This window comes from Frateuria flava (genome assembly GCF_017837635.1).
Classification (GTDB): Bacteria; Pseudomonadota; Gammaproteobacteria; order Xanthomonadales; family Rhodanobacteraceae; genus Frateuria_A; species Frateuria_A flava.
The window spans coordinates 250,114-268,538 of record NZ_JAGJRS010000021.1 but is presented as its reverse complement, the minus strand read 5'-3'; the positions used below and the strand labels follow the sequence as shown (position 1 = coordinate 268,538).

The following is an 18,425-nucleotide window of genomic DNA, read 5'->3' as shown; positions in this document are numbered from 1 at the left end:
CTGTAGGAGCGAACCTGACTTACACCCCGGCGTAGTAGCCGCGCATGGCATCGAGGTAGGCGTCGAGGTTGCGCCCCTCGCCCATGGCGAAACGCTCGCCGGTTTCATCGAACCGGTCGATCCGGTCGGGACGGAAGTTGCGGAACGCGCCGCGCAGCCGGCACCAGGTGCCGAGCGTCCACTTGCCGCCCCAGAACGCCAGGCACAGCGGCTCGACGTCGCGCGTGCTGGCCTGGCCGGCTTCGTCGCGGTAGACCAGCGTCAGCACCTGCTGCCCCTCGATCGCCGCGTGCAGGCGATCGATGCGCGCGGCGAAAGCCGTGCTGTATTCGTCACGCCACACCGGCGCGAAGATGCGCGTGCGCGCGGCCCGCTCGCGCAGTTCCGGCGGCAGCACCGCCTCGATCTTCATCAGCGCCGCCTGCGCGCCCTCGGCCAGGCGCTCGCCGGCGAAGGCGCGCACGAAGCGGGTGCCGACCACCAGCGATTCGAGCTCTTCGGCGGTGAACATCAGCGGCGGGATATCGGCGCCCTTGCGCAGCACGTAGCCCACGCCGGCCTCGCCTTCGATTGGCACGCCCGAGAGCTGCAGGTCGGCGACATCCCGGTAGACGGTGCGCAGCGACACGCCCAGCGTCTCGGCCAGCGAGCGCGCCTGCAGCGCGGTGCGCCGGCCGCGCAGGGCATGGATGATGAGGAAAAGGCGGTCGGCGCGGCGCATGCGCGCATGATCGCCGAGGCGTCGTGTGCCGGCCAGTGTGTCGCGCCTGAAGTGCTCTCCCCCGGCTCTACCGGAAGAGAGGATGGCGAGAGGGGAAGGCCTTTCGCTGCTGGCCTGACGGACCACCGAAGCAGAAACACTCCCTCTCCCCAACCCTCTCTCCCGGCGGGACCCGGAGAGAGGGAGCAAGCGCGGCGACGTACGGAGTCAGGCCTGGCTGGCGAGAAACGCGTCATCCCTGGCCTCGGCCCGCTGCATCGCCGGGCGCGCACGCACGCGGTCGATATATGCGCGCACCGCCGGCAACTCAGGCACCAGCTTGAACATCGTGGTCCAGTGCAATGCGGTACCCCACAGCACGTCGGCGGCACTGAAGCGCTCGCCGAGCAGCCAGGGCCCGGGCGTGAGCTGGGTGACGATCGCGTCCAGCACCTCCTGCCAGGTGCCGTAGGGCGAGGTGGCGTGCGGCGCCGGGTCGCGCTGCAGGGACCGATCGACCAGCGCCGGCTCGAAGCACGAACCGTAGAACACCATCCAGCGCAGGTACGGGCCGCGCAGCGGATCGCCGATGGCCGGCGCCAATCCCTTCTCCGGGTAGAGGTCGGCCAGGTACATCATCACCGCCGGCTGCTCGGTCACCATCGTACCGTCGTGGCGGATCGCCGGCACCTTGCCCAGCGGATTGAGCGCCAGATACGCAGGATCGCGCTGCGTGCCGGCCTTGAGGTCGAGCAGGTTCAGGTCGTAGTCCACCCCCAGCTCCTCGAACAGGGCCAGCGTGCCGCCCGAGCGCGATTGGGGCGCGTGGAAGAAGGTGACTTTCGGGACGTTCATGGCGTGTTCTCCGGTGGCAGATGGCAGACCGCTTCCAGGTTGTGCCCGTCCGGGCCGATCACGAAGGCGCCGTAGTAACCGTCGTGGTATTGGGGACGCAGTCCGGGGGCGCCGTTGTCGCGGCCACCGGCCGCCAGCGCGGCACGATGGAAGGCATCGACCTGCGCCCGGGTGGTGGCCGCGAAGGCGATGTGCAGCGGCGACGGCGCATGCCCGGTGCGGGTCAGCCAGAGTTCCTGCTCGCCCTTGCGACCCTGGCCGGCGGCCAGGCCCACGGCATCGGGAAAACCCTTGACCACCGCGATGCCTAGCGGCTGCAGTGCCTGTTCGTAGAATCGGCGCGCGTGTTCCAGGTCGGTCACGGGCAGGCCCAGGTGATCGAACATCGCAGTGTGCTCCTAGAGGTAGCTCGTGACGGCCGGCGGGCTCATCCAGTTGTCGTGGCGCCCGTCGAAATAGCGCACTGGCGCTTCCGCCAGTTCCTGCGGGCTGGCGTCGTCCAGGCAGGCCGGGTTGATGCTGACGAAGTCACCGCCCAGTTCTTCCAGGCGACCCGTCCCGAAGGGCTGCACGCCGCAGTGGCGACAGAAGCGGTAGTGAATGCTGTGGGTGCCGAACTGGTAGTCGGCGAGCGCCGCTTCGCCCTTCAGCAGACGGAAGGCGTCTGGTCGGACGATCGCGCCCCAGCGACGCGTCTTGCTGCACATGGAACAGTTGCAGCGGCCGGTGCCGGCCGAGAGATCGATGTCGGCGGCGAAACGAACCGCGCCGCAGTGGCAACTGCCGTGGTGAGTCCGGTTCATGCGTGCTCCCGCGTTGAGGTGGTAGGCGATGAGGTGGTAGGCGAGGTGATGGACGATGATGCGCCACGCAGCAGCGAACCCGGCGTGGGCGCCAGGCGCAGGGTTTCCGGCAAAGCATCCAGGCGTCGGGTCCAGGCGACGATGACCGGGTCCGCTGCGGCGGCCGCTTCGTACCAGGCCTGCGCGTGGGCGTCGGCGAAAGCGGCAAACCAGACGAACACACTCTCGCCCTCGCGTACCGGCAGCCGCGGAAAGGTATTGAGCGCCGGCTCGGTGACGAACTGCCCCATTCCCTCGCGCCCAGGCGCTCCAGCACCGGGCGTACCTGCTCGTTGAAGGTGCGGGCCAGCGCCTCCAGGCCGGCCGGCGACGCCGGGCAGATCGTGGCGGTGAGTCGGCCGGCTGGCCGGCGTTCGCCAGGCTTCGGGCGCGACATCCCTTCCAGCACGAAGGCCTGGGTAGGGCGCAGCAACAGGACGTCGTCCGAATCGAGCATGGTGGCGTTGGCCGCCTCGCGATGCGCGCGCCAGACCGGGCCATCGTAGAACGCCGCCAGCGCGGCAGCGCGCGTGGTCATGTCCGGGAAGCTGCGTAACCAGACGAAGCGGTCCGGGTCGTCGAGGTCGCGGAACTGCCCCGGCAGGCCCATGCCAAGCGCCTCCTGCGGTTCGACGAACTCGCGCTCGAACAGCTCCACCAGGCGGTCGCGCTGGCCGGGGCGCAGTGTGTACTGGCGCAGCTCGACGACCGCAGGCGAGCTCACGGCCGCCGTCCCAACATCGTCGCGACAAGCGCCCACAGGGCCATCCGCCGCCTCGGCGGTGCGGCGGGCGACGACGGCAGCGGATGCGGCCCTTCGACCAGGCGGTTGCGTCCGGCCAGGGGGCGGTAGGCGTCGGCGGCGCGTTCGAGGATCGGATGCATGGGGGTCCGCCTCAGGCAGCCGCCGCTTCACCGACGCACCACGGCGGCAGCTGGGCGTGCTTGAACAGGCGGTACCAGTGGTCGCGGTCGCCGGGTCCGTAGAGGTCCAGCGCCTGGATCACCTCGCGGGCGAATTCCACGCTGCCCAGGTGGCTGGCGGTGATCGTGCCGCCGTCGCTTACGGCGAGCACCGAGCCGTCGTAATGCGCGCCGCCCGCGTAACCCGGCACCTGCGCGTCGACGTGCCCGGCCCAGTTGCCGGTATGGCGGCAGCGGTCGAGCAGGCCGGCGCGCGCCAGGGCCAGCACGCCACTGTCGATGCCGGCGACCACCGCGCCGGCGCCGTGCAGCTGGCGCAGCGCAGCCACCGCCGAGGCGCCCTCGCCGCGCTGCCACAGATGCCCGCCGGGCACGATCGCAAGCGCGGCGCGCGCGAAGTCCAGCTCGGCCAGGCTCCGTTCCGGCTGCACCATCAGGCCGCCCATCGAGCGCACCGGCGCACGGGTGAAGCCGACCGTCGCGACGTGCCAGTCGCCCGGTCGGCGCACCTCGCACAGCGCCAGCGCCGCCTGCCAATCCGCAAAACCGTCGAACACCAGGAAATAGACCGTGTCGCGCATCGCGTTGCCTCCTCTGCAAGATGGGCAGGATGCGCCGGGGCTGCTGCCAACGTGATGTCAGCAGGGCCATGACCCCACGCTGCGCCCCCCTGGCCAGGCGGGCGCAGCTGTATGACCGCGCAATGCCTTTCGAGCGCTCACCGGCCGGGTACGGTCCTTGCCCGTAGAATGTCCGTTCCTTCCCGCCACGGACCCGACATGAAGCCTGTCTCGCTGATCCAGTTCCTGATCGAGGAACGCCGCGCCGGCCACATCAACGCCGAGCTCTCGCTGCTGATCGAAGTGGTCACGCGCGCCTGCAAGCGCATCGCCGTGGCGACCAGCAAGGGCGCGCTGGGCGGCGTGCTGGGCAATGCCGGCAGCGACAACGTGCAGGGCGAGGCGCAGAAGAAGCTGGACGTGATCTCCAACGAGATCCTGCTCGAAGCCAACGCCTGGGGCGGCCACCTGGCGGCCTGCGCCTCGGAGGAAATGGAAGACCCGCAGCCGATCCCGGACATGTACCCGAAGGGCAACCACCTGCTCTTGTTCGATCCGCTGGACGGCTCGTCCAACATCGACGTGAACATCTCCGTCGGCACCATCTTCTCGGTGCTGCGCTGCCCCGAGGACGTGGTCGAACCGAGGGTAGAGGACTTCCTGCAGCCGGGCACGCAGCAGCTGGCCGCCGGCTACGTGGTGTACGGGCCGGCCACGCTGCTGGTGCTGACCTTCGGCCACGGTACGCACGAGTTCACGCTCGACCGCGAGGTGGGCAGCTTCATGCTCAGCCGCCGCGACATCCGCATCCCGGAACAGACCGCCGAGTTCGCCATCAACATGTCCAACCAGCGCCACTGGGAGGCGCCGATGCAGCGTTACGTCGGCGAGCTGCTGGCCGGCAAGGATGGCCCGCGCGGCAAGGATTTCAACATGCGCTGGGTCGCCTCGATGGTGGCCGACGTGCATCGCATCATCACCCGCGGCGGCGTGTTCTTCTATCCGCTGGACGCCAAGATCAAGGCCAAGGGCGGCAAGCTGCGGCTGATGTACGAGGCCAACCCGATGGCCTTCATCGTGGAGCAGGCCGGCGGTGCCGCCACCACCGGCCGCGAGCGCATCCTTCAGATCCAGCCCGGCGGCCTGCACCAGCGCGTGCCGGTGTTCCTGGGCTCGAAGGGTGAGGTCGAGGTGGCCACCCGCTACCACCGCGAGGCCGACGTCGCCTACGCCTGAGGGTGGCGGGCAGGCGCCCGTGCGCCTGCCCGGCCCTGCCCCGGTTTCGCCATCGTCCTGCCGCACGCTGTCCGCTGATCCTTCCTTTCGTCCCGACGATGGCCCGACACCTGCGCCTCCTGCTGCTGCTCACCATCGCCCTGGCCGGCTGCGCGCCCGTGCGCCAGCCGCCGCCGGTCACCCCGCCGCCGCCGCGCAAGCTGGTGGTCGGCCTCGCGCTGGGTGGCGGCGCGGCCAAGGGGTTCGCGCACATCGGCGTGATCAAGATGCTGGAAGCCAGCGGCATCCACGTGGACGTCGTCGCCGGCACCAGCGCCGGCAGCGTGGTCGGCGCGCTGTATGCCAGCGGCATGGACGCCTTCGCGATGCAGCAGGCGGCCATCTCGCTGGACGAAGCCTCGATCCGCGACGTGCGACTGTTCAGCGGCGGCCTGGTGCAAGGGAAGAAGCTGCAGGACTACGTCGACGGCCTGGTCCGCCAGCGCCCGCTCGAACGCCTGAAGCTGCCCTTCGCGGCGGTCGCCACCGAACTGGAGACCGGCCAGCGCCGGGTGTTCCGCCACGGCGACACCGGCCAGGCGGTGCGCGCCTCGTGCAGCGTGCCCGGCGTGTTCGAGCCGGTGGCGATCGGCGGCCGCCACTACGTCGACGGCGGCGTGGTCAGCCCGGTGCCGGTCGATGCCGCGCGCGAGCTGGGCGCCGACTTCGTGATCGCGGTGGACATTTCCGCACGCAGCGACGGCACGCTGCCGCAGGACATGGTCGGCATCGTCGGCCGTTCGGTGGTGATCATGGGCCAGCATCTGGGCGCGCAGGAGCTGGCGCGCGCCGACGTGGTCATCCGGCCGACGGTGAACGACATCGGCGCGGCCGACTTCGCGCAGAAGGAGCGGGCAATCATGGAAGGCGAGAAGGCCGCGCTGGCGGCGATGCCGCTGATCCGCGCCCGGCTGGCCGCGGCGCGGCAAGCGCCAGCCGCCATCGCCCAGCACTGAGCGCAACCTGGCAGGAGCGCCCTTGGGCGCGAGCGCGATGATCGCCGTGCCAGGAAGCCGGCGACTGCGGTCGCGCCCAAGGGCGCTCCTGCAGGCGTGCGTGTGAACTGCCCCACTGGAGCGGGTGCCGGTGCACTGCTAGCGTGGAGCCTTTCCCCTCGTGAGAGCGGCCCATGCCCCCTTCCCTGCGCCTCCTGCCCCTGCTCACTCTGCCCCTACTCACCCTGGCCCTTGCCCCGCTGGCGTCCGCCGCGGCAGGCAAGGTCGACCCACGCATCGACCAGCTGCTCGACCAGCTCGGCAAGGTGCGCGCGATCCACGCCGTACAGCTCTCGCCGGACGGCCAGCGGCTGGCCTGGGTGGTGCAAAGCCACGGCAAGCCGGTGATCCGGATCGCCGACGCCGACGGCCGCGATGCCCGGCCGCTGGCGATGGGCGGCTCGCCGTGCAGGCAGGAGGAGATCGCCTGGGCGCCCGACTCGCGCCACCTGGCCTTCCTCTCCGACTGCGGCGGCAGGGCCGGCGACATGGACGTCTATACGGCCGACGTCACGCGCCACGACGCGACGCGCCGGCTGGCCGACCTGGACGGCTACGCGCATGACCTGGCCTGGTCGGCCGACGGCCGCACGCTGGGCTTCCTCTACGTCCAGGGCGCGACCCGCCGCGCCAGCGCGGTGGCGGCGGCCAAGCCCCAGGTGGGCGAGATCGGCGTGGAAGGGCTGGAGATCCAGCGCGTGGCGACCCTGCCCGCCGACGGCGGCACGCCGACGCTGGTGACGCCGGCGGACAAGTACGTCTACGAGTTCAGCTGGTCGCCGGACGCAAGGCAGCTGGCCTACGTCGCCGCACCGGCGCCGGGCGACAACAACTGGTGGATCGCCCGGCTGTACGCCCAGGACGCCCGCGCCGGGGCCACGCCGCGCGTGCTGGTCGACCCGAAGACGGACACCGGTTCGCTGCATGGCCTGCAGCTGGCGCTGCCGCGCTGGTCGCCGGACGGCAGGCGGCTGGTCTTCGTCGGTGGCCTGATGAGCGACCAGGGCGCGACCGGTGGCGACCTCTACGCGGTGCCGGCCGCGGGCGGGGCCACCGTGAACCTCACGCCCGGCATCCGCGTCACGCCGTCGTGGTTCGCCTGGACCTCGCCGCGCACGCTGCTGGTCAGCCAGGTCAGCAACGGCCAGAGCGAGCTGGCCGATTACGCGATCGACGCGCGCCACGCCACGCCGCAGCGCGTGCACTTCAACCTGCCGGCCAGCATCGGCGACGGCAGCGCCGCGATGGCGATGTCGCTGTCGGCCGACCACCAGCGCATCGCCTTCGTGCAGAGCTCCTACACCGCCGCGCCGGAGGTCCACGCCGGAGCGCTCGGCCACGCCGCGCCACCGGCGGTCACCGCGATCAACGCCGCGCTCGCGCCCAGCTGGGGCAAGGCCGAGTCGGTCGAATGGGAACACGACGGCCGCCACGTGCAGGGCTGGTTGCTTTACCCGGCCCAGTACGACCCGGCGAAGACGTATCCGATGATCGTCAGCGTGCACGGCGGCCCGGCCAGCGCCGTGATCCCGCGCTGGCCGGGCGTGGGCTACGGCAGCGTGCCGTTCTCGAACCTGGGCTACTTCGTCTTCATGCCCAACCCGCGCGGCAGCTTCGGCCAGGGCGAGGCCTATGTGCAGGCCAACCGCAAGGACTTCGGCTACGGCGACCTGTCGGACATCCTGGCCGGCATCGACGCGATCGAGAAGAAGCTGCCGGTCGACGACAAGCGACTGGGCCTGACCGGCTGGAGCTACGGCGGTTTCATGAGCATGTTCGTGCCCACACAGACCGACCGTTTCCACGCGGTGGTCGCCGGCGCGGGCATTTCGAACTGGCAGAGCTACTACGGCCAGAACCTGATCGACCAGTGGATGATCCCGTTCTTCGGCGCCTCCGTTTACGACGATCCGGCCGTCTACGCCCGGAGCTCGGCGATCAACTTCATCAAGCGGGTAAAGACGCCGACGCTGGTGGTGGTCGGCGATCGCGATGCCGAGTGCCCGGCGCCGCAATCGTTCGAGTACTGGCACGCGCTGCGCGCGCAGGGCGTGCCGACCTCGCTGGTGGTGTACCCGGACGAGGGCCACCACTTCGTCGACCCGGCGCACCAGCGCGACGTGCTGCAGCGCGCACTGGCGTGGTTCACGCACTACCTGCCGGCCCGCTGAGCCGGCAGCCGCCGGGCCGGCGACACCGGCCCGGCTATTTCGGCCGATCGCGCCGCTGGGTGTGCTTGACCGCGCCCAGGATGCCCAGCCCGAACACCACGATCACGCCCGCGCCGATCCATTGCAGCGGCACGTGCATCAGCCAGGCGACGTAGGCCAGGCCCGCGACCAGTACCAGGATGCCGAGCAGGTAGAGCGAAAACGAGGACATCGAGCGGCCTCCGCCGGGGATTGCCGCCAAGCAGAACGGCTGGGCGATCACTGGCACGTGAAGCGGCGAGGCCGGCCAATGGCCCGGACGCCCAGAGCGGCCGGCATCCCCCCCGCGCTCCCTCACAAGCAGAGGAGCCCAGCGAGCACTGGCATCAGGCGGCGAGCGTGCCCATCCATCCGGCCGCCTCGAGTGCCAGGGCCTCCTCGCACCCGCCTATCTCGAGATGACATTCCCGCGCAAGCGGGAATCGACTTCGACCTTGGCTGCAGAGCAGATGGATTCGCAGGATTCGCAGTGCCTCCCGCTGTCGCGAAGGATGACGCCCCGGAAGGCCGAGCAGCCCAGCGCGACGCGATAGGTCGCCAACGGCACGACGCCACAAGTCACGCTTGACGGCCGCCGTGTGTATTGATGTACTGATACACATGGATGCTTCGCTGTTCGTCATTCAACCCGCCTCGGCCGAGCCGATCTATCGGCAGATCGTCGAGCAACTGCGTCGGCTGATTGCCAGCGGCCAGCTGGCGGTGGGCGAGCTGCTGCCGTCGGTGCGCGATGTGGCCGGCTTCCACGCGGTGAACCCGATGACCGTGTCGCGCGCCTACAGCCTGGCCGAGAACGAGGGGCTGCTCGAACGGTTGCGCGGCAAGGGCATGGCGGTGGCTGCCGGCCAGCGCACCGCGCACAGCCAGGCTGCGCGGCTGGCCTTGCTGGAACCGCAGCTGCTGGCGCTGGCGCGCCATGCGCAGGAACTGGAACTGCCCGCCGATCCGGTGCTGCGCCGGCTCGGCAAACTGCTGGGGGAACGCTGATGGACACCGCGGCACTTGCCAGCCTCGTACTGATCGCCTGGTTGCTGCTGGGCGAACCGTTGCTCGGCCGCTGGTCGCATCGCCGCCTGCTGGCCGCGCTCGATGCCGGCCAACCCGGCGCGCGCCTGCGCTTCTACCGCAGCTGGACGTCGATGGCGTGGGTGCTTGCCGCGGTCACCGCGCTGGTGGTGCTGGCCCATGGCTGGTCAGCGGCCGAAGTAGGCCTGTGCTGGCCGCGGGCGATGGGCCGTGTCGGCCTGGGCTTCCTCGGCGGGATGGCCGGTGCATTGATCGCCGGCGCCGTCGTGGGCATCGGACTGTCCCGACGCAAGCGCAGGTCGGCCGTGGCCACCGCGCCGCGCGTGGTCGGCGGTGACAAGCTGCTGCGCATGCTCCCGCACGGTCGCGCCGAGCGCTGGGGCTTTGCGGCGCTGGCCGTGACCGCCGGGCTGACCGAGGAGTGGATCTGGCGCGGCTTCGCCGCCGCTGCCCTGCACGCAGCCTGGCCACAGCTGCCCATGCTGCCGAGCGTGGTCGTGCTCGCGCTGGCGTTCGGCTGGGCGCATGTCTACCAGGGCCTCGGCGGCATGTTCGCCACCGCCATCCTGGGCGGGCTGTTCGCCTGGCTGTACCTCTCCAGCGGCAGCCTGCTGCTGCCGATGCTGCTGCACGTGCTGGTCGACCTGCGCGCGCTGCTCGTGCCGGTGGGGACCGGTGCTTCCAATCCACAGACGGACGTCCAGACGTCCACGCGCTTTCGGGGGAATCCATGAACGCCCAGCTCCGCGACATCACCCAGGCCAACGACTCGCCATTGGCCGTCCACGGACTCGTCCACGGCTACGAGGGCACACGCGTGCTCGATGGCGTGGATCTCGCCCTGGCGCCGGGCAGCGTGCTCGGCCTGATCGGCCGCAACGGCGCGGGCAAATCCACCCTGATCCGCGCGATGCTTGGCCTGCTCGAACCGCAGGCGGGGCAAGCGCAGGTGTTCGGCGAGCCAGCGCTTGGGCTTTCCGATGCCACCAAGGGCCGGCTGGCCTACGTGCCGCAGCAGCCCGAGGCGCTGGCCTGGCTGAGCGCGACGCAGATGCTCGACTACGTCGGCCGCTTCTATCCGAACTGGGACAGCGGCTTCGTCAAGGGCACGCTGGCGCGTTGGGACATTCCGGCCAGCAAACTGCTGGCCAAGCTGTCGCCGGGCGAACGCCAGCGCGTGGATCTGATCCGCGCGCTCGCCTCGCGTCCGGATCTGCTGGTGCTGGACGAGCCGGCTGCCGCGCTGGATCCGGTCGCCCGCCGCGAACTGCTGCGCGAGGTGGCGCTGCGCGCGGGCGAAGCCGGCACCACGGTGCTGTTCTCCACCCATATCGTCTCCGACCTCGAACGCGTCGCCTCGGAAGTGGCCTTCCTGCATCAGGGCCGGCTGCTGATCCACTGCGGCGTGGACGAGACCAAGGAGCGCTACGCACGCCTGTGGTTGCCGGCACGCCTGGCCGCAGCCGCGCCGTCGGGCACGCTCAGCCGTCGTCACCACGGCGATGGAAGCCTGTGCCTGGTGGTGGAACGCGACGCGGGCGGGCTCTGGCCTGAAGCGGCCCAGCTCGGCGGCGCGCGGCTGGACGCGTTGGGGCTGGAGGACCTGTTCGTGGAGATCGCCGAATGAACGCTGCCATCCTGCAGGCTCCGTGGCGTGCGTCGCCGCGGTGGACGCGCTGGTATATGGGTCTGATCCTGACGGCAGCCACCGTCGCCGCGGTAGCGATCGGGTTCTTTGCCCACCGCGCGAGCTGGCCCCTGCTCGCCGGCAGCGCGCTCGCCTTCGGCGAATTCTTCGCCGGGATGTTCCTGCTCGCGCCTGGCGTTCTGCTGGCGGTCGATGGCCGCCAGTTGCGCATTCCCGTACTTCAGCGTGCCGCCGTGGCGGGCATGGCGCTGCCGGCGCTGGTCATGATCGGGGTGCCGACGGCCGCCCTCGGGGTGGCGGGCGGGCCGGTGGTGGATATCGCCTGCGTGTTGGCGATGGCGGTCTCCAGCGGATTGCTGATGGGGCTGATGCCACGCGTGCTGTGCGCCTTCATCGGCCTGCTACCGATGATGATCCGCACGATAGGTATGCAGCTGCACCTGCCCGAACCGGGCGAGCCCGGCTTCGTGGCGCTGGCGTTGGGTTCGGTGGTCGGCACGCTGGTGCTCAGCGCACTTTGCTGGTGGCGCCAGTTGCGCGATCCGGAGCCGTACCGGCAGGGCTGGTGGCAACCGATGGTGCTGCAGTTCCGGCGCGCCAACCGGGCCAGCGGCTGGGCCGGCCTGGCTGCCGGATTGCCCGACAGCGTGCAGCAGATCCGCCGGCAACCGGACTGGCTGCGGCCGATGGTGGACCTGCGTCCGGCCGGCCCGCGGCGACCGCGCTACAGCTTGCGCGTGGCGCTCGGCGGCATGTTCATGCCGATGACGGTCGCCGGCCGTGCACGCCAGCTGGCGGTGGCTGTGCTTCCCGGCACGCTGGTGATGGCCATGCTGCTGTTGCAGGCAGCCCGGCATCGCGGCGGCGGCATCAGCTGGGCGCTGGTGACCGACTGGGCGGGGATGTTCGCCTGGCTGGGGAGCTTCATCGGTCTGCTCGTCACGTTGCTGGCGGTCATGCAATTGCACCAGCACTGGCAGAAGCACAACGCCGAGTTGCCGCTGCTGGCGTTGCTGCCCGGGCTGGGCACGCCGCGCCAGGTCCGGCGTGAGCTGCTTGCGGCGAGTCTGCTGCCGGGCCTGGGTATCCAGTCCGGGGTACTGATCCTGCTGTTGGCGCTTGCCCTGCGCATTCATCTGGGCTGGATGGCCGAGGCCGCGGTGCTGCTCACGCAGGTGGCAAGCATGGGTGTGCTGGTCGCCTTCACCCTATCGGTGGTGGGCGGGCGTCCGCTGCGAGGCTGGGGTGCCGGTGTGTGTTGCACGGTGTGCATCGTGCTGGTGAGCCTGAGCCTGTCCTTGTCGCTGATGGATCGGACCGCTGCCGCCAGCCATGCGCCATGGGTCGCGGCGCTCGCCGGGGCGTGGGCCTTGTTCCTGCTGGTGCTCGGCTGGATTGGTCGGCGCGGCTGGCACGGGCTGGTGCAACGCCGGCATCCGTTCCTGGCCAACCCGGGCTGATGCGCCGGTGCGTCGCGCCTGCGCAGTGCGCGGGCGTCAGGCGCGCGTTCAACCTGCTCGACCGTTGACGCCCCGTTGCCGCGGCCCGCTCCACGCTCCATGGAGACCATGGAGCCGAAGGCGTGAACGAAACCACTGCCCGTCTGTCCCGCTACGCCCGCATCGGCGCGTTCCTGCTGCGCTATCGCAAGGCCGGCCTGTTCAGCGGGCTGGAGCTGGACATCCAGGAGGCGGCGCTGGCCGACGAGGAAGAGGCGGTCCGGCCGGGCCAGCCCAAACAGTTCGTCGACGACCTGGAGGCGCTGGGCCCCACCTTCATCAAGGTGGGCCAGGCGCTCTCCACCCGCCCGGACATGGTGCCGGCGCCGTACATCGCCGAGCTGGAACGGATGCAGGACGACGTGGTGCCGGTGCCGGTGGCCGAGATCCGCCAGACCATCGAGGCCGAACTGGGCGTACGCATCGGCACGCTGTTCGCCCGCTTCGACGACGAGCCGCTGGCCGCCGGCTCGGTGGCGCAAGTGCACGCGGCCACGTTGCATGACGGCCGCCAGGTCGTGCTCAAGGTGCAGCGGCCGAACATCGCGCAGACGCTGCGCGAGGACCTGGCGATCCTTGAAAAGCTGGCCGGCGCGGCCGACCGCATGACCGACGTCGGCCGCCGCTACGGCTTTGCCGGTCTGGTGAACGAGCTTCGCCACAGCCTGGCCAACGAGATCAACTTCGAGCTGGAGGCGGAGAACCTGCGCCGCTTCGCCGAGAACCTGCGCGGCTATGACGCGCTCTACGTGCCGCTGCCGCTGGCCGACTTCACCACCACCCGGGTGCTCACCATGCAGCGCGTGCGCGGCATCAAGGTGACCCACATCCCGGCCCTGCGGCGCATCGAGCATCCGCTGCACGAGCAGGCACGCGAGCTGCTGCACGCCTACCTGGACCAGGTGTTCATCCACGGCCTGGTGCATGCTGACCCGCATCCGGGCAACGTGCTACTGATGGAAGACCACCGGCTGGCGCTGTTCGACCTGGGCATGGTGGTGCGGCTGGTGCCGCGCACGCGCCACCAGTTGCTCAAGCTGATGCTCGGGGCGATCTCCGGCAACGGCGACCAGGTCGCCGACATCAGCGAAACGATGGGCATGGCGCTGGAGGATTTCCGCCGCAACCTCTACCGGCGGCAGGTCGAGCAGCTGGTCGCCAGCTATGTCGGCCTGCACAACTCCAGCCGGCAGTTTTCCGAAGGCCGGCTGGTGCTGGAGCTGGCTCGCGTGGGCGCTTCCTGCGGCCTGCGCCCGCCGGCGGAGCTGTCGATCCTGGGCAAGACCCTGCTCAACCTCGAGGCGGTGACCGCCGCGCTTGATCCCACCCTCGACACGCGCCGCGTGGTCGAGCAGCACCTGCAACAGGTGTTGCGCCGGCAGGCCCTGGGCACGCTCTCCCCGGCCAACATGGCCAGCGAATGGCTGGACCTGCAGGACCTGGCCCGGCACACGCCGCAGCACGTCGCGGCGATTCTGCGCACGCTCGCGCAGAACCGGCTGCGCGTACGCGTGGACGGGCTGGAAGAGTCGCACATGATGGAAAGCCTGCAGAAGATCGCCAACCGCATCAGCACGGGCGTGATCGTGGCGGCGCTGGTGATCGGCGGCGCGCTGACCTCGCGCATGCACAGCGGCCCGATGCTGTTCGGATTGCCGATCCTGGCGGTGCTGTTCATCGCCGTGGCGGCGGTGTTGGGGTTGAGCCTGGTGATCAGCGCGCTGCGTCGCGACGGCAAGGTGGAGCGGGCGGCCAACCGGCCGCCGGATTGAGTCGAGGCAAGGCTTGCCCCATCCGCCCTTCGGGCACCTTCCCCCGCAAGCGGGGGAAGGATCGTGGTGGTGCGGGATTGCGCCTGCGTAGCGGTAGCGAGCGAGCCTTTCCCCGTTGACGGGGGAAGGGGCGACCGGCAGATGGGGGACGGCTTGCCTAGAACAACACGCCCTGCGGCGACGCCGTCCGCGGCGGCACGAAGCAGGACGTGTCCAGCTCCAGCTCGCGCGCACGTCCGAACCCGTGCTTGCGGCACGCCACCTCGAAACGCCGCTTGAGCAGCTGCGCGAACACGCCCTGCCCGCGCATGCGCGTGCGGAAGTCGCTGTCGTAGTCGCGACCGCCGTTCATCTGCTGGATCAGGCTCATCACGTGTGCCGCACGTTGCGGCGCGTGCAGCGCCAGCCATTCGCGAAACAGCGTCTTCAACTCGTACGGCAGGCGCACCACGGTGTAGCCGGCGCAGCGCGCGCCGGCGGCGTGGGCGCGTTCGAGCACCGCTTCCAGGTCGCGGTCGTTGAGCGCGGGAATGATCGGCGCAACCAGCACACCGACCGGCACGCCGGCACCGGCCAGCGCCTCGATCGCCTGGATGCGCCGGTGCGGTGCGCTGGCGCGCGGCTCGAGCTTGGCCGCCAGGTGGTTGTCCAGCGAGTTGACCGAGATGAACACCTGCACCAGACGCTCGCGCGCCATGCCGGCGAGCAGGTCCAGGTCACGCTCGATCAGCGCGTTCTTGGTGACGATCGTGCAGGGATGGTGACACTCGGCCAGCAGCTCCAGCGCGGCGCGGGTCAGGCGCCAGCGCTTCTCGACCGGCTGGTAGGGGTCGGTGTTGCTGCCGATGTTGATCGGCGAGGGTACGTAGCCGCGCTTGCCCAGCTCCGCGCGCAGTACCTCGGCCAGGTTGCCCTTGGCGCGCAGGCGGGTCTCGAAGTCGAGCCCGGGCGAAAGGTTGAGATAGCTGTGTGAGGGCCGCGCGTAGCAGTAGATGCACCCGTGTTCACAACCTCGGTAAGGGTTGATCGCCTGTTCGAAGGCGATGTCCGGCGAGTCGTTGCGGCTGATCACGCTGCGCGCACGTTCCTCGGTCACTTCGGTGCGCGGGCGCGGCGCGTCGGCATCCAGCAGCAGGCTCTGCCAGCCGTCGTCCTCGGCGTGGTGGCGCAAGCTCTCGAAGCGGCCCTCCGGGTTGGAAGCGGCGCCCCGTCCCTTGATGGCATGCGATGGTGGCTCGGACATCGCGTCAATCTAGCGCGCCAGCGTCTCAGCCGCCGCGACCCCACACAGCTCAGCGCGCGCGACGCTACACTCGGACGTCCAAACCTTACCTCCACCGAGGAGATGCCCCATGTCCACGCTCCATCCGGTCCAGGCAGCCTTTGCCGAAAAGGCCCGCATCGGCAAAGCCGCCTACGAGCGGCTGTACGCCGAGTCGGTACGCGATCCGGAGGGCTTCTGGGCGAGGGTGGGCCAGCGGCTGGACTGGATCAACACACCGACACAGGTGAAGGACGTCTCGTTCGATCCAGCCGATCTGCACATCCGCTGGTACGGCGACGGCACGCTCAATGTGGCGGCCAATTGCCTGGATCGGCACCTGGCCGAGCGCGGCGACAAGACCGCGATCATCTTCGAAGGCGACGATCCCAGCGAGTCGCGCCGGCTGACCTATCGCGAGCTGCATGCAGAAGTGTGCAAGTTCGCCAACACCCTCAAGCATCTTGGCGTGGCCAAGGGCGATCGCGTGGCGATCTACCTGCCGATGATCCCGGAAGCGGCAGTGGCGATGCTCGCCTGCGCGCGTATCGGCGCGATCCACTCGGTGGTGTTCGGGGGTTTCTCGCCCGACTCGCTGGCCGGGCGCATCGCCGATTCGCAATGCAGGCTGGTGATCACGGCCGACGAGGGTGTACGCGGCGGCAAGAAAATCGCGCTCAAGGCGAACGTGGACGAGGCATTGGAGCGTCCCGGTACCAGCAGCGTCGAAACCGTGGTGGTGGTACGCCGCACCGGTGCCGGCGTGGCGATGCAGTCGCCCCGCGATCGCTACTGGCACGTGCTGATGGACGGCCAGAGTGCCAATTGCCCGGCCGAGCCGATGGAAGCCGAGCACCCGCTGTTCGTCCTCTACACCTCCGGTTCCACCGGCAAGCCCAAGGGCGTGCTGCATACCTCCGGCGGTTACCTGGTGTACGTCAGCTATACCCACGAATGCGTGTTCGACCTGCGCGAGGACGACGTCTACTGGTGCACCGCCGACGTGGGCTGGGTCACCGGGCACAGCTACGTGGTGTATGGGCCGCTCGCCAACGGGGCGACCACGGTGATGTTCGACGGCGTGCCGAGCTATCCCGATTGCAGCCGCTTCTGGGACGTCGTCGACAAGCACAAAGTCACGCTGTTTTACACCGCTCCCACTGCCATCCGCGCACTGATGCGCGAGGGCGAGGCGCCGGTGAAGAAGGCCTCGCGCGCGAGCTTGCGCCTGCTGGGCACGGTCGGCGAGCCGATCAACCCGGAGGCCTGGGAGTGGTACTGGCGCGTGGTCGGCGACGAGCGCTGCCCGGTGGTGGACACCTGGTGGCAGACCGAGACCGGCGGCATCCTGATCACGCCCCTGCCGGGTGCGATCGACGCCAAGCCGGGTTCGGCGACGCTGCCGTTCTTCGGCATCCGGCCGGCGATCGTGGACGCCATGGGCCAGGTCCTTGAAGGCGCGGCCGAGGGGAACCTGTTGATCACCGATTCGTGGCCGGGCCAGATGCGCACGGTGTACGGCGACCACCAGCGCTTCATCGACACCTACTTCAGCGCCTACCCCGGCAATTACTTCACCGGCGATGGCGCGCGCCGCGACGAGGACGGCTACTACTGGATCACCGGTCGCGTGGACGACGTGATCAACGTGTCCGGCCACCGCATCGGCACTGCGGAGGTCGAGAGCGCGCTGGTGGCGCATCCGGAGGTGGCCGAGGCCGCGGTAGTCGGCTGTCCGCACGACATCAAGGGCCAGGGCATCTATGCCTACGTCACCCTGATCGCCGGCGTGGAAGGCAGCGAGGAACTGCGCAAGGAGCTGGTGGCGTGGGTGCGCAAGGAGATCGGGCCGATCGCCACGCCCGATTACCTGCAATGGGCGCCGTCACTGCCCAAGACCCGCTCCGGCAAGATCATGCGGCGCATTCTGCGCAAGATCGGCGAGAACCAGCCTGGGCAACTGGGCGATATTTCCACGCTGGCTGATCCGAGCGTGGTGCAGAAACTCGTGGATGAGCGCCTGATCAAGTAATCGGCCGGGAGCGGGACCGTGGTCACCACGATTGTGCTGTCCTGCGGTCACGCACGGCGCGCTCCCGTCCCAGCTCGCCTTGATCGCCAGGACGACCTCGGGACGAATCGCGAGCACAGTTCCGGGGCGCGCGGAGCGCCGATGGCTTCGCGTGCGCCCGGTGGGTGCTACCGTCCGCGGATGCCGACCTTGCCAACCGACGTTCCTGCCATCGCGGCCCAGCTCGATGACGAGACGCTGCACGTCTGGCAGCTGGCCTACGATCCCGGCCGCGGCCGGGCCCCACTGATCGCTTTGCTCGCCGGCTACCTGGGTGTGTCTGCCGGCGCCGTGCAGCTGACCGAAGGCCCCCATGGGCGACCGCAGCTTGGGCCGGCACACGGCGACATCCTGGACCTCAACTGGTCGCACAGCGGAGGCTGCGCCCTCGTTGCCATCGGCCACGGCGTGGCACCCGGGATCGACGTGGAGCGCCGCCGCCCGCGCCCACGCGCGCTGGAACTGGCGCAGCGCTATTTTCATCCGGCCGAGACCGCGTGGCTGGCCGCGCAGCCGATCGATCGACGCGAAGAAGCCTTCCTTGCGCTGTGGACCGCCAAGGAGGCGGTGCTGAAGGCGCTGGGTCGTGGCCTGGCGTTTGGACTGCATCGCCTGGAAATCGGGCTCGAGACGGCCGTGCCGCAACTGCGGCAATTGGCCGGTGACGACGCCGCAACCTGGCAGCTGCACGCGCTCGACGCAGGTCCGGCACATGTGGCGGCGCTCGCATGGCGGGGCCCGCCGCGGAATATCCGGTACCGGATACTTGCCGACGCCGGTTGATCGG

The 18,425-nt window shown here is 69.9% G+C and carries 19 protein-coding genes and 1 pseudogene; 10 read left to right on the top strand and 10 right to left on the bottom strand.

The features are described 5' to 3' along the window. Window positions 1–19: 19 nt before the first annotated feature. The 8 genes and pseudogenes from J7I44_RS11650 to J7I44_RS11620 all read right to left on the bottom strand — a co-directional run bounded on the left by J7I44_RS11650 (window position 20) and on the right by J7I44_RS11620 (window position 3,902). Window positions 20–721 carry a helix-turn-helix transcriptional regulator gene (locus tag J7I44_RS11650; RefSeq protein WP_209620766.1) on the bottom strand — a complete coding sequence of 234 codons (702 nt, stop codon included), beginning with the start codon at window positions 719–721 and terminating at the stop codon, window positions 20–22. A gap of 207 nt (window positions 722–928) precedes the next feature. After that, window positions 929–1,555 carry a glutathione S-transferase family protein gene (locus tag J7I44_RS11645; protein ID WP_209620763.1) on the bottom strand — a complete coding sequence of 209 codons (627 nt, stop codon included), beginning with the start codon at window positions 1,553–1,555 and terminating at the stop codon, window positions 929–931. Next, window positions 1,552–1,941, bottom strand: a complete 390-nt coding sequence (locus tag J7I44_RS11640) for a VOC family protein (RefSeq protein WP_209620760.1) — start codon at window positions 1,939–1,941, stop codon at window positions 1,552–1,554. Before J7I44_RS11640 ends, J7I44_RS11645 begins: the two co-directional genes overlap by 4 nt. Window positions 1,942–1,953: 12 nt before the next feature. Then, the gene (locus J7I44_RS11635; protein ID WP_245188114.1) at window positions 1,954–2,358 is read right to left on the bottom strand and encodes a GFA family protein; all 405 of its coding nucleotides are present in this window, start codon (window positions 2,356–2,358) and stop codon (window positions 1,954–1,956) included. Continuing rightward, window positions 2,355–2,648 (bottom strand): hypothetical protein, encoded by a 294-nt coding sequence (locus J7I44_RS11630; RefSeq protein ID WP_209620946.1) that lies wholly within the window; start codon window positions 2,646–2,648, stop codon window positions 2,355–2,357. The genes J7I44_RS11635 and J7I44_RS11630 overlap by 4 nt, the downstream gene beginning before the upstream one ends. A 176-nt stretch (window positions 2,649–2,824) precedes the next feature. Further along, window positions 2,825–3,121: pseudogene (locus J7I44_RS17035) on the bottom strand (NIPSNAP family protein); the annotation flags it as partial. Next, on the bottom strand, window positions 3,118–3,282 hold the full coding sequence (locus J7I44_RS11625; RefSeq protein WP_209620754.1) for a hypothetical protein: 165 nt from the start codon (window positions 3,280–3,282) through the stop codon (window positions 3,118–3,120). The pseudogene J7I44_RS17035 and the gene J7I44_RS11625, both read right to left, overlap by 4 nt. Window positions 3,283–3,293: 11 nt before the next feature. Further along, window positions 3,294–3,902, bottom strand: a complete 609-nt coding sequence (locus J7I44_RS11620; RefSeq protein WP_209620750.1) for a DJ-1/PfpI family protein — start codon at window positions 3,900–3,902, stop codon at window positions 3,294–3,296. 198 nt (window positions 3,903–4,100) lie between these two features. Here J7I44_RS11620 and J7I44_RS11615 point away from each other — a divergent pair, with 198 nt between their 5' ends. From J7I44_RS11615 to J7I44_RS11605, 3 genes are all read left to right on the top strand, one after another. After that, window positions 4,101–5,117: a class 1 fructose-bisphosphatase gene (locus J7I44_RS11615; protein ID WP_209620747.1), complete on the top strand. Its 1,017-nt coding sequence runs from the start codon at window positions 4,101–4,103 to the stop codon at window positions 5,115–5,117. 98 nt (window positions 5,118–5,215) lie between these two features. Continuing rightward, window positions 5,216–6,112, top strand: coding sequence for a patatin-like phospholipase family protein (locus tag J7I44_RS11610; RefSeq protein WP_209620744.1), 897 nt, complete (start codon window positions 5,216–5,218; stop codon window positions 6,110–6,112). A 173-nt stretch (window positions 6,113–6,285) separates the two neighbouring features. Beyond that, window positions 6,286–8,322 (top strand): S9 family peptidase, encoded by a 2,037-nt coding sequence (locus tag J7I44_RS11605; RefSeq protein WP_209620741.1) that lies wholly within the window; start codon window positions 6,286–6,288, stop codon window positions 8,320–8,322. 34 nt (window positions 8,323–8,356) lie between these two features. On the opposite strand, the gene J7I44_RS11600 is transcribed toward J7I44_RS11605, so the two are convergent. Next, window positions 8,357–8,533: a hypothetical protein gene (locus tag J7I44_RS11600; RefSeq protein WP_209620738.1), complete on the bottom strand. Its 177-nt coding sequence runs from the start codon at window positions 8,531–8,533 to the stop codon at window positions 8,357–8,359. 428 nt (window positions 8,534–8,961) lie between these two features. Here J7I44_RS11600 and J7I44_RS11595 point away from each other — a divergent pair, with 428 nt between their 5' ends. From J7I44_RS11595 to J7I44_RS11575, 5 genes are all read left to right on the top strand, one after another. Beyond that, window positions 8,962–9,348, top strand: coding sequence for a GntR family transcriptional regulator (locus tag J7I44_RS11595; protein WP_209620735.1), 387 nt, complete (start codon window positions 8,962–8,964; stop codon window positions 9,346–9,348). Continuing rightward, on the top strand, window positions 9,348–10,121 hold the full coding sequence (locus tag J7I44_RS11590; RefSeq protein WP_209620732.1) for a CPBP family intramembrane glutamic endopeptidase: 774 nt from the start codon (window positions 9,348–9,350) through the stop codon (window positions 10,119–10,121). Before J7I44_RS11595 ends, J7I44_RS11590 begins: the two co-directional genes overlap by 1 nt. Then, window positions 10,118–11,014, top strand: a complete 897-nt coding sequence (locus J7I44_RS11585; protein ID WP_209620729.1) for an ABC transporter ATP-binding protein — start codon at window positions 10,118–10,120, stop codon at window positions 11,012–11,014. Before J7I44_RS11590 ends, J7I44_RS11585 begins: the two co-directional genes overlap by 4 nt. After that, window positions 11,011–12,495, top strand: a complete 1,485-nt coding sequence (locus tag J7I44_RS11580; RefSeq protein WP_209620727.1) for a hypothetical protein — start codon at window positions 11,011–11,013, stop codon at window positions 12,493–12,495. Before J7I44_RS11585 ends, J7I44_RS11580 begins: the two co-directional genes overlap by 4 nt. Window positions 12,496–12,617: 122 nt before the next feature. Then, window positions 12,618–14,306 carry an ABC1 kinase family protein gene (locus J7I44_RS11575; RefSeq protein ID WP_209620724.1) on the top strand — a complete coding sequence of 563 codons (1,689 nt, stop codon included), beginning with the start codon at window positions 12,618–12,620 and terminating at the stop codon, window positions 14,304–14,306. Window positions 14,307–14,463: 157 nt separating this feature from the next. On the opposite strand, the gene J7I44_RS11570 is transcribed toward J7I44_RS11575, so the two are convergent. Then, a complete protein-coding gene (locus tag J7I44_RS11570) occupies window positions 14,464–15,549 on the bottom strand; it encodes a PA0069 family radical SAM protein (RefSeq protein ID WP_209620721.1) in 1,086 nt (361 codons plus the stop codon). A gap of 109 nt (window positions 15,550–15,658) precedes the next feature. Here J7I44_RS11570 and acs point away from each other — a divergent pair, with 109 nt between their 5' ends. After that, window positions 15,659–17,599, top strand: coding sequence for an acetate--CoA ligase (gene acs / locus J7I44_RS11565; RefSeq protein ID WP_209620716.1), 1,941 nt, complete (start codon window positions 15,659–15,661; stop codon window positions 17,597–17,599). Between the two features lie 189 nt (window positions 17,600–17,788). Further along, window positions 17,789–18,421 carry a 4'-phosphopantetheinyl transferase family protein gene (locus J7I44_RS11560; protein WP_209620712.1) on the top strand — a complete coding sequence of 211 codons (633 nt, stop codon included), beginning with the start codon at window positions 17,789–17,791 and terminating at the stop codon, window positions 18,419–18,421. Window positions 18,422–18,425: the final 4 nt, after the last annotated feature.

Excerpts from the sequence above, each read along its gene's own strand:
- J7I44_RS11590 (WP_209620732.1), top strand. The coding sequence starts at position 9,348 with ATGGACACCGCGGCACTTGCCAGCCTCGTACTGATCGCCTGGTTGCTG.
- J7I44_RS11580 (WP_209620727.1), top strand. The coding sequence starts at position 11,011 with ATGAACGCTGCCATCCTGCAGGCTCCGTGGCGTGCGTCGCCGCGGTGG.
- J7I44_RS11640 (WP_209620760.1), bottom strand. The coding sequence starts at position 1,941 with ATGTTCGATCACCTGGGCCTGCCCGTGACCGACCTGGAACACGCGCGC.
- J7I44_RS11570 (WP_209620721.1), bottom strand. The coding sequence starts at position 15,549 with ATGTCCGAGCCACCATCGCATGCCATCAAGGGACGGGGCGCCGCTTCC.
- J7I44_RS11625 (WP_209620754.1), bottom strand. The coding sequence starts at position 3,282 with ATGCATCCGATCCTCGAACGCGCCGCCGACGCCTACCGCCCCCTGGCC.
- J7I44_RS11600 (WP_209620738.1), bottom strand. The coding sequence starts at position 8,533 with ATGTCCTCGTTTTCGCTCTACCTGCTCGGCATCCTGGTACTGGTCGCG.
- J7I44_RS11585 (WP_209620729.1), top strand. The coding sequence starts at position 10,118 with ATGAACGCCCAGCTCCGCGACATCACCCAGGCCAACGACTCGCCATTG.
- J7I44_RS11650 (WP_209620766.1), bottom strand. The coding sequence starts at position 721 with ATGCGCCGCGCCGACCGCCTTTTCCTCATCATCCATGCCCTGCGCGGC.
- J7I44_RS11615 (WP_209620747.1), top strand. The coding sequence starts at position 4,101 with ATGAAGCCTGTCTCGCTGATCCAGTTCCTGATCGAGGAACGCCGCGCC.
- J7I44_RS11620 (WP_209620750.1), bottom strand. The coding sequence starts at position 3,902 with ATGCGCGACACGGTCTATTTCCTGGTGTTCGACGGTTTTGCGGATTGG.
- J7I44_RS11610 (WP_209620744.1), top strand. The coding sequence starts at position 5,216 with ATGGCCCGACACCTGCGCCTCCTGCTGCTGCTCACCATCGCCCTGGCC.
- J7I44_RS11635 (WP_245188114.1), bottom strand. The coding sequence starts at position 2,358 with ATGAACCGGACTCACCACGGCAGTTGCCACTGCGGCGCGGTTCGTTTC.
- acs (WP_209620716.1), top strand. The coding sequence starts at position 15,659 with ATGTCCACGCTCCATCCGGTCCAGGCAGCCTTTGCCGAAAAGGCCCGC.
- J7I44_RS11630 (WP_209620946.1), bottom strand. The coding sequence starts at position 2,648 with ATGGGGCAGTTCGTCACCGAGCCGGCGCTCAATACCTTTCCGCGGCTG.
- J7I44_RS11645 (WP_209620763.1), bottom strand. The coding sequence starts at position 1,555 with ATGAACGTCCCGAAAGTCACCTTCTTCCACGCGCCCCAATCGCGCTCG.
- J7I44_RS11605 (WP_209620741.1), top strand. The coding sequence starts at position 6,286 with ATGCCCCCTTCCCTGCGCCTCCTGCCCCTGCTCACTCTGCCCCTACTC.
- J7I44_RS11595 (WP_209620735.1), top strand. The coding sequence starts at position 8,962 with ATGGATGCTTCGCTGTTCGTCATTCAACCCGCCTCGGCCGAGCCGATC.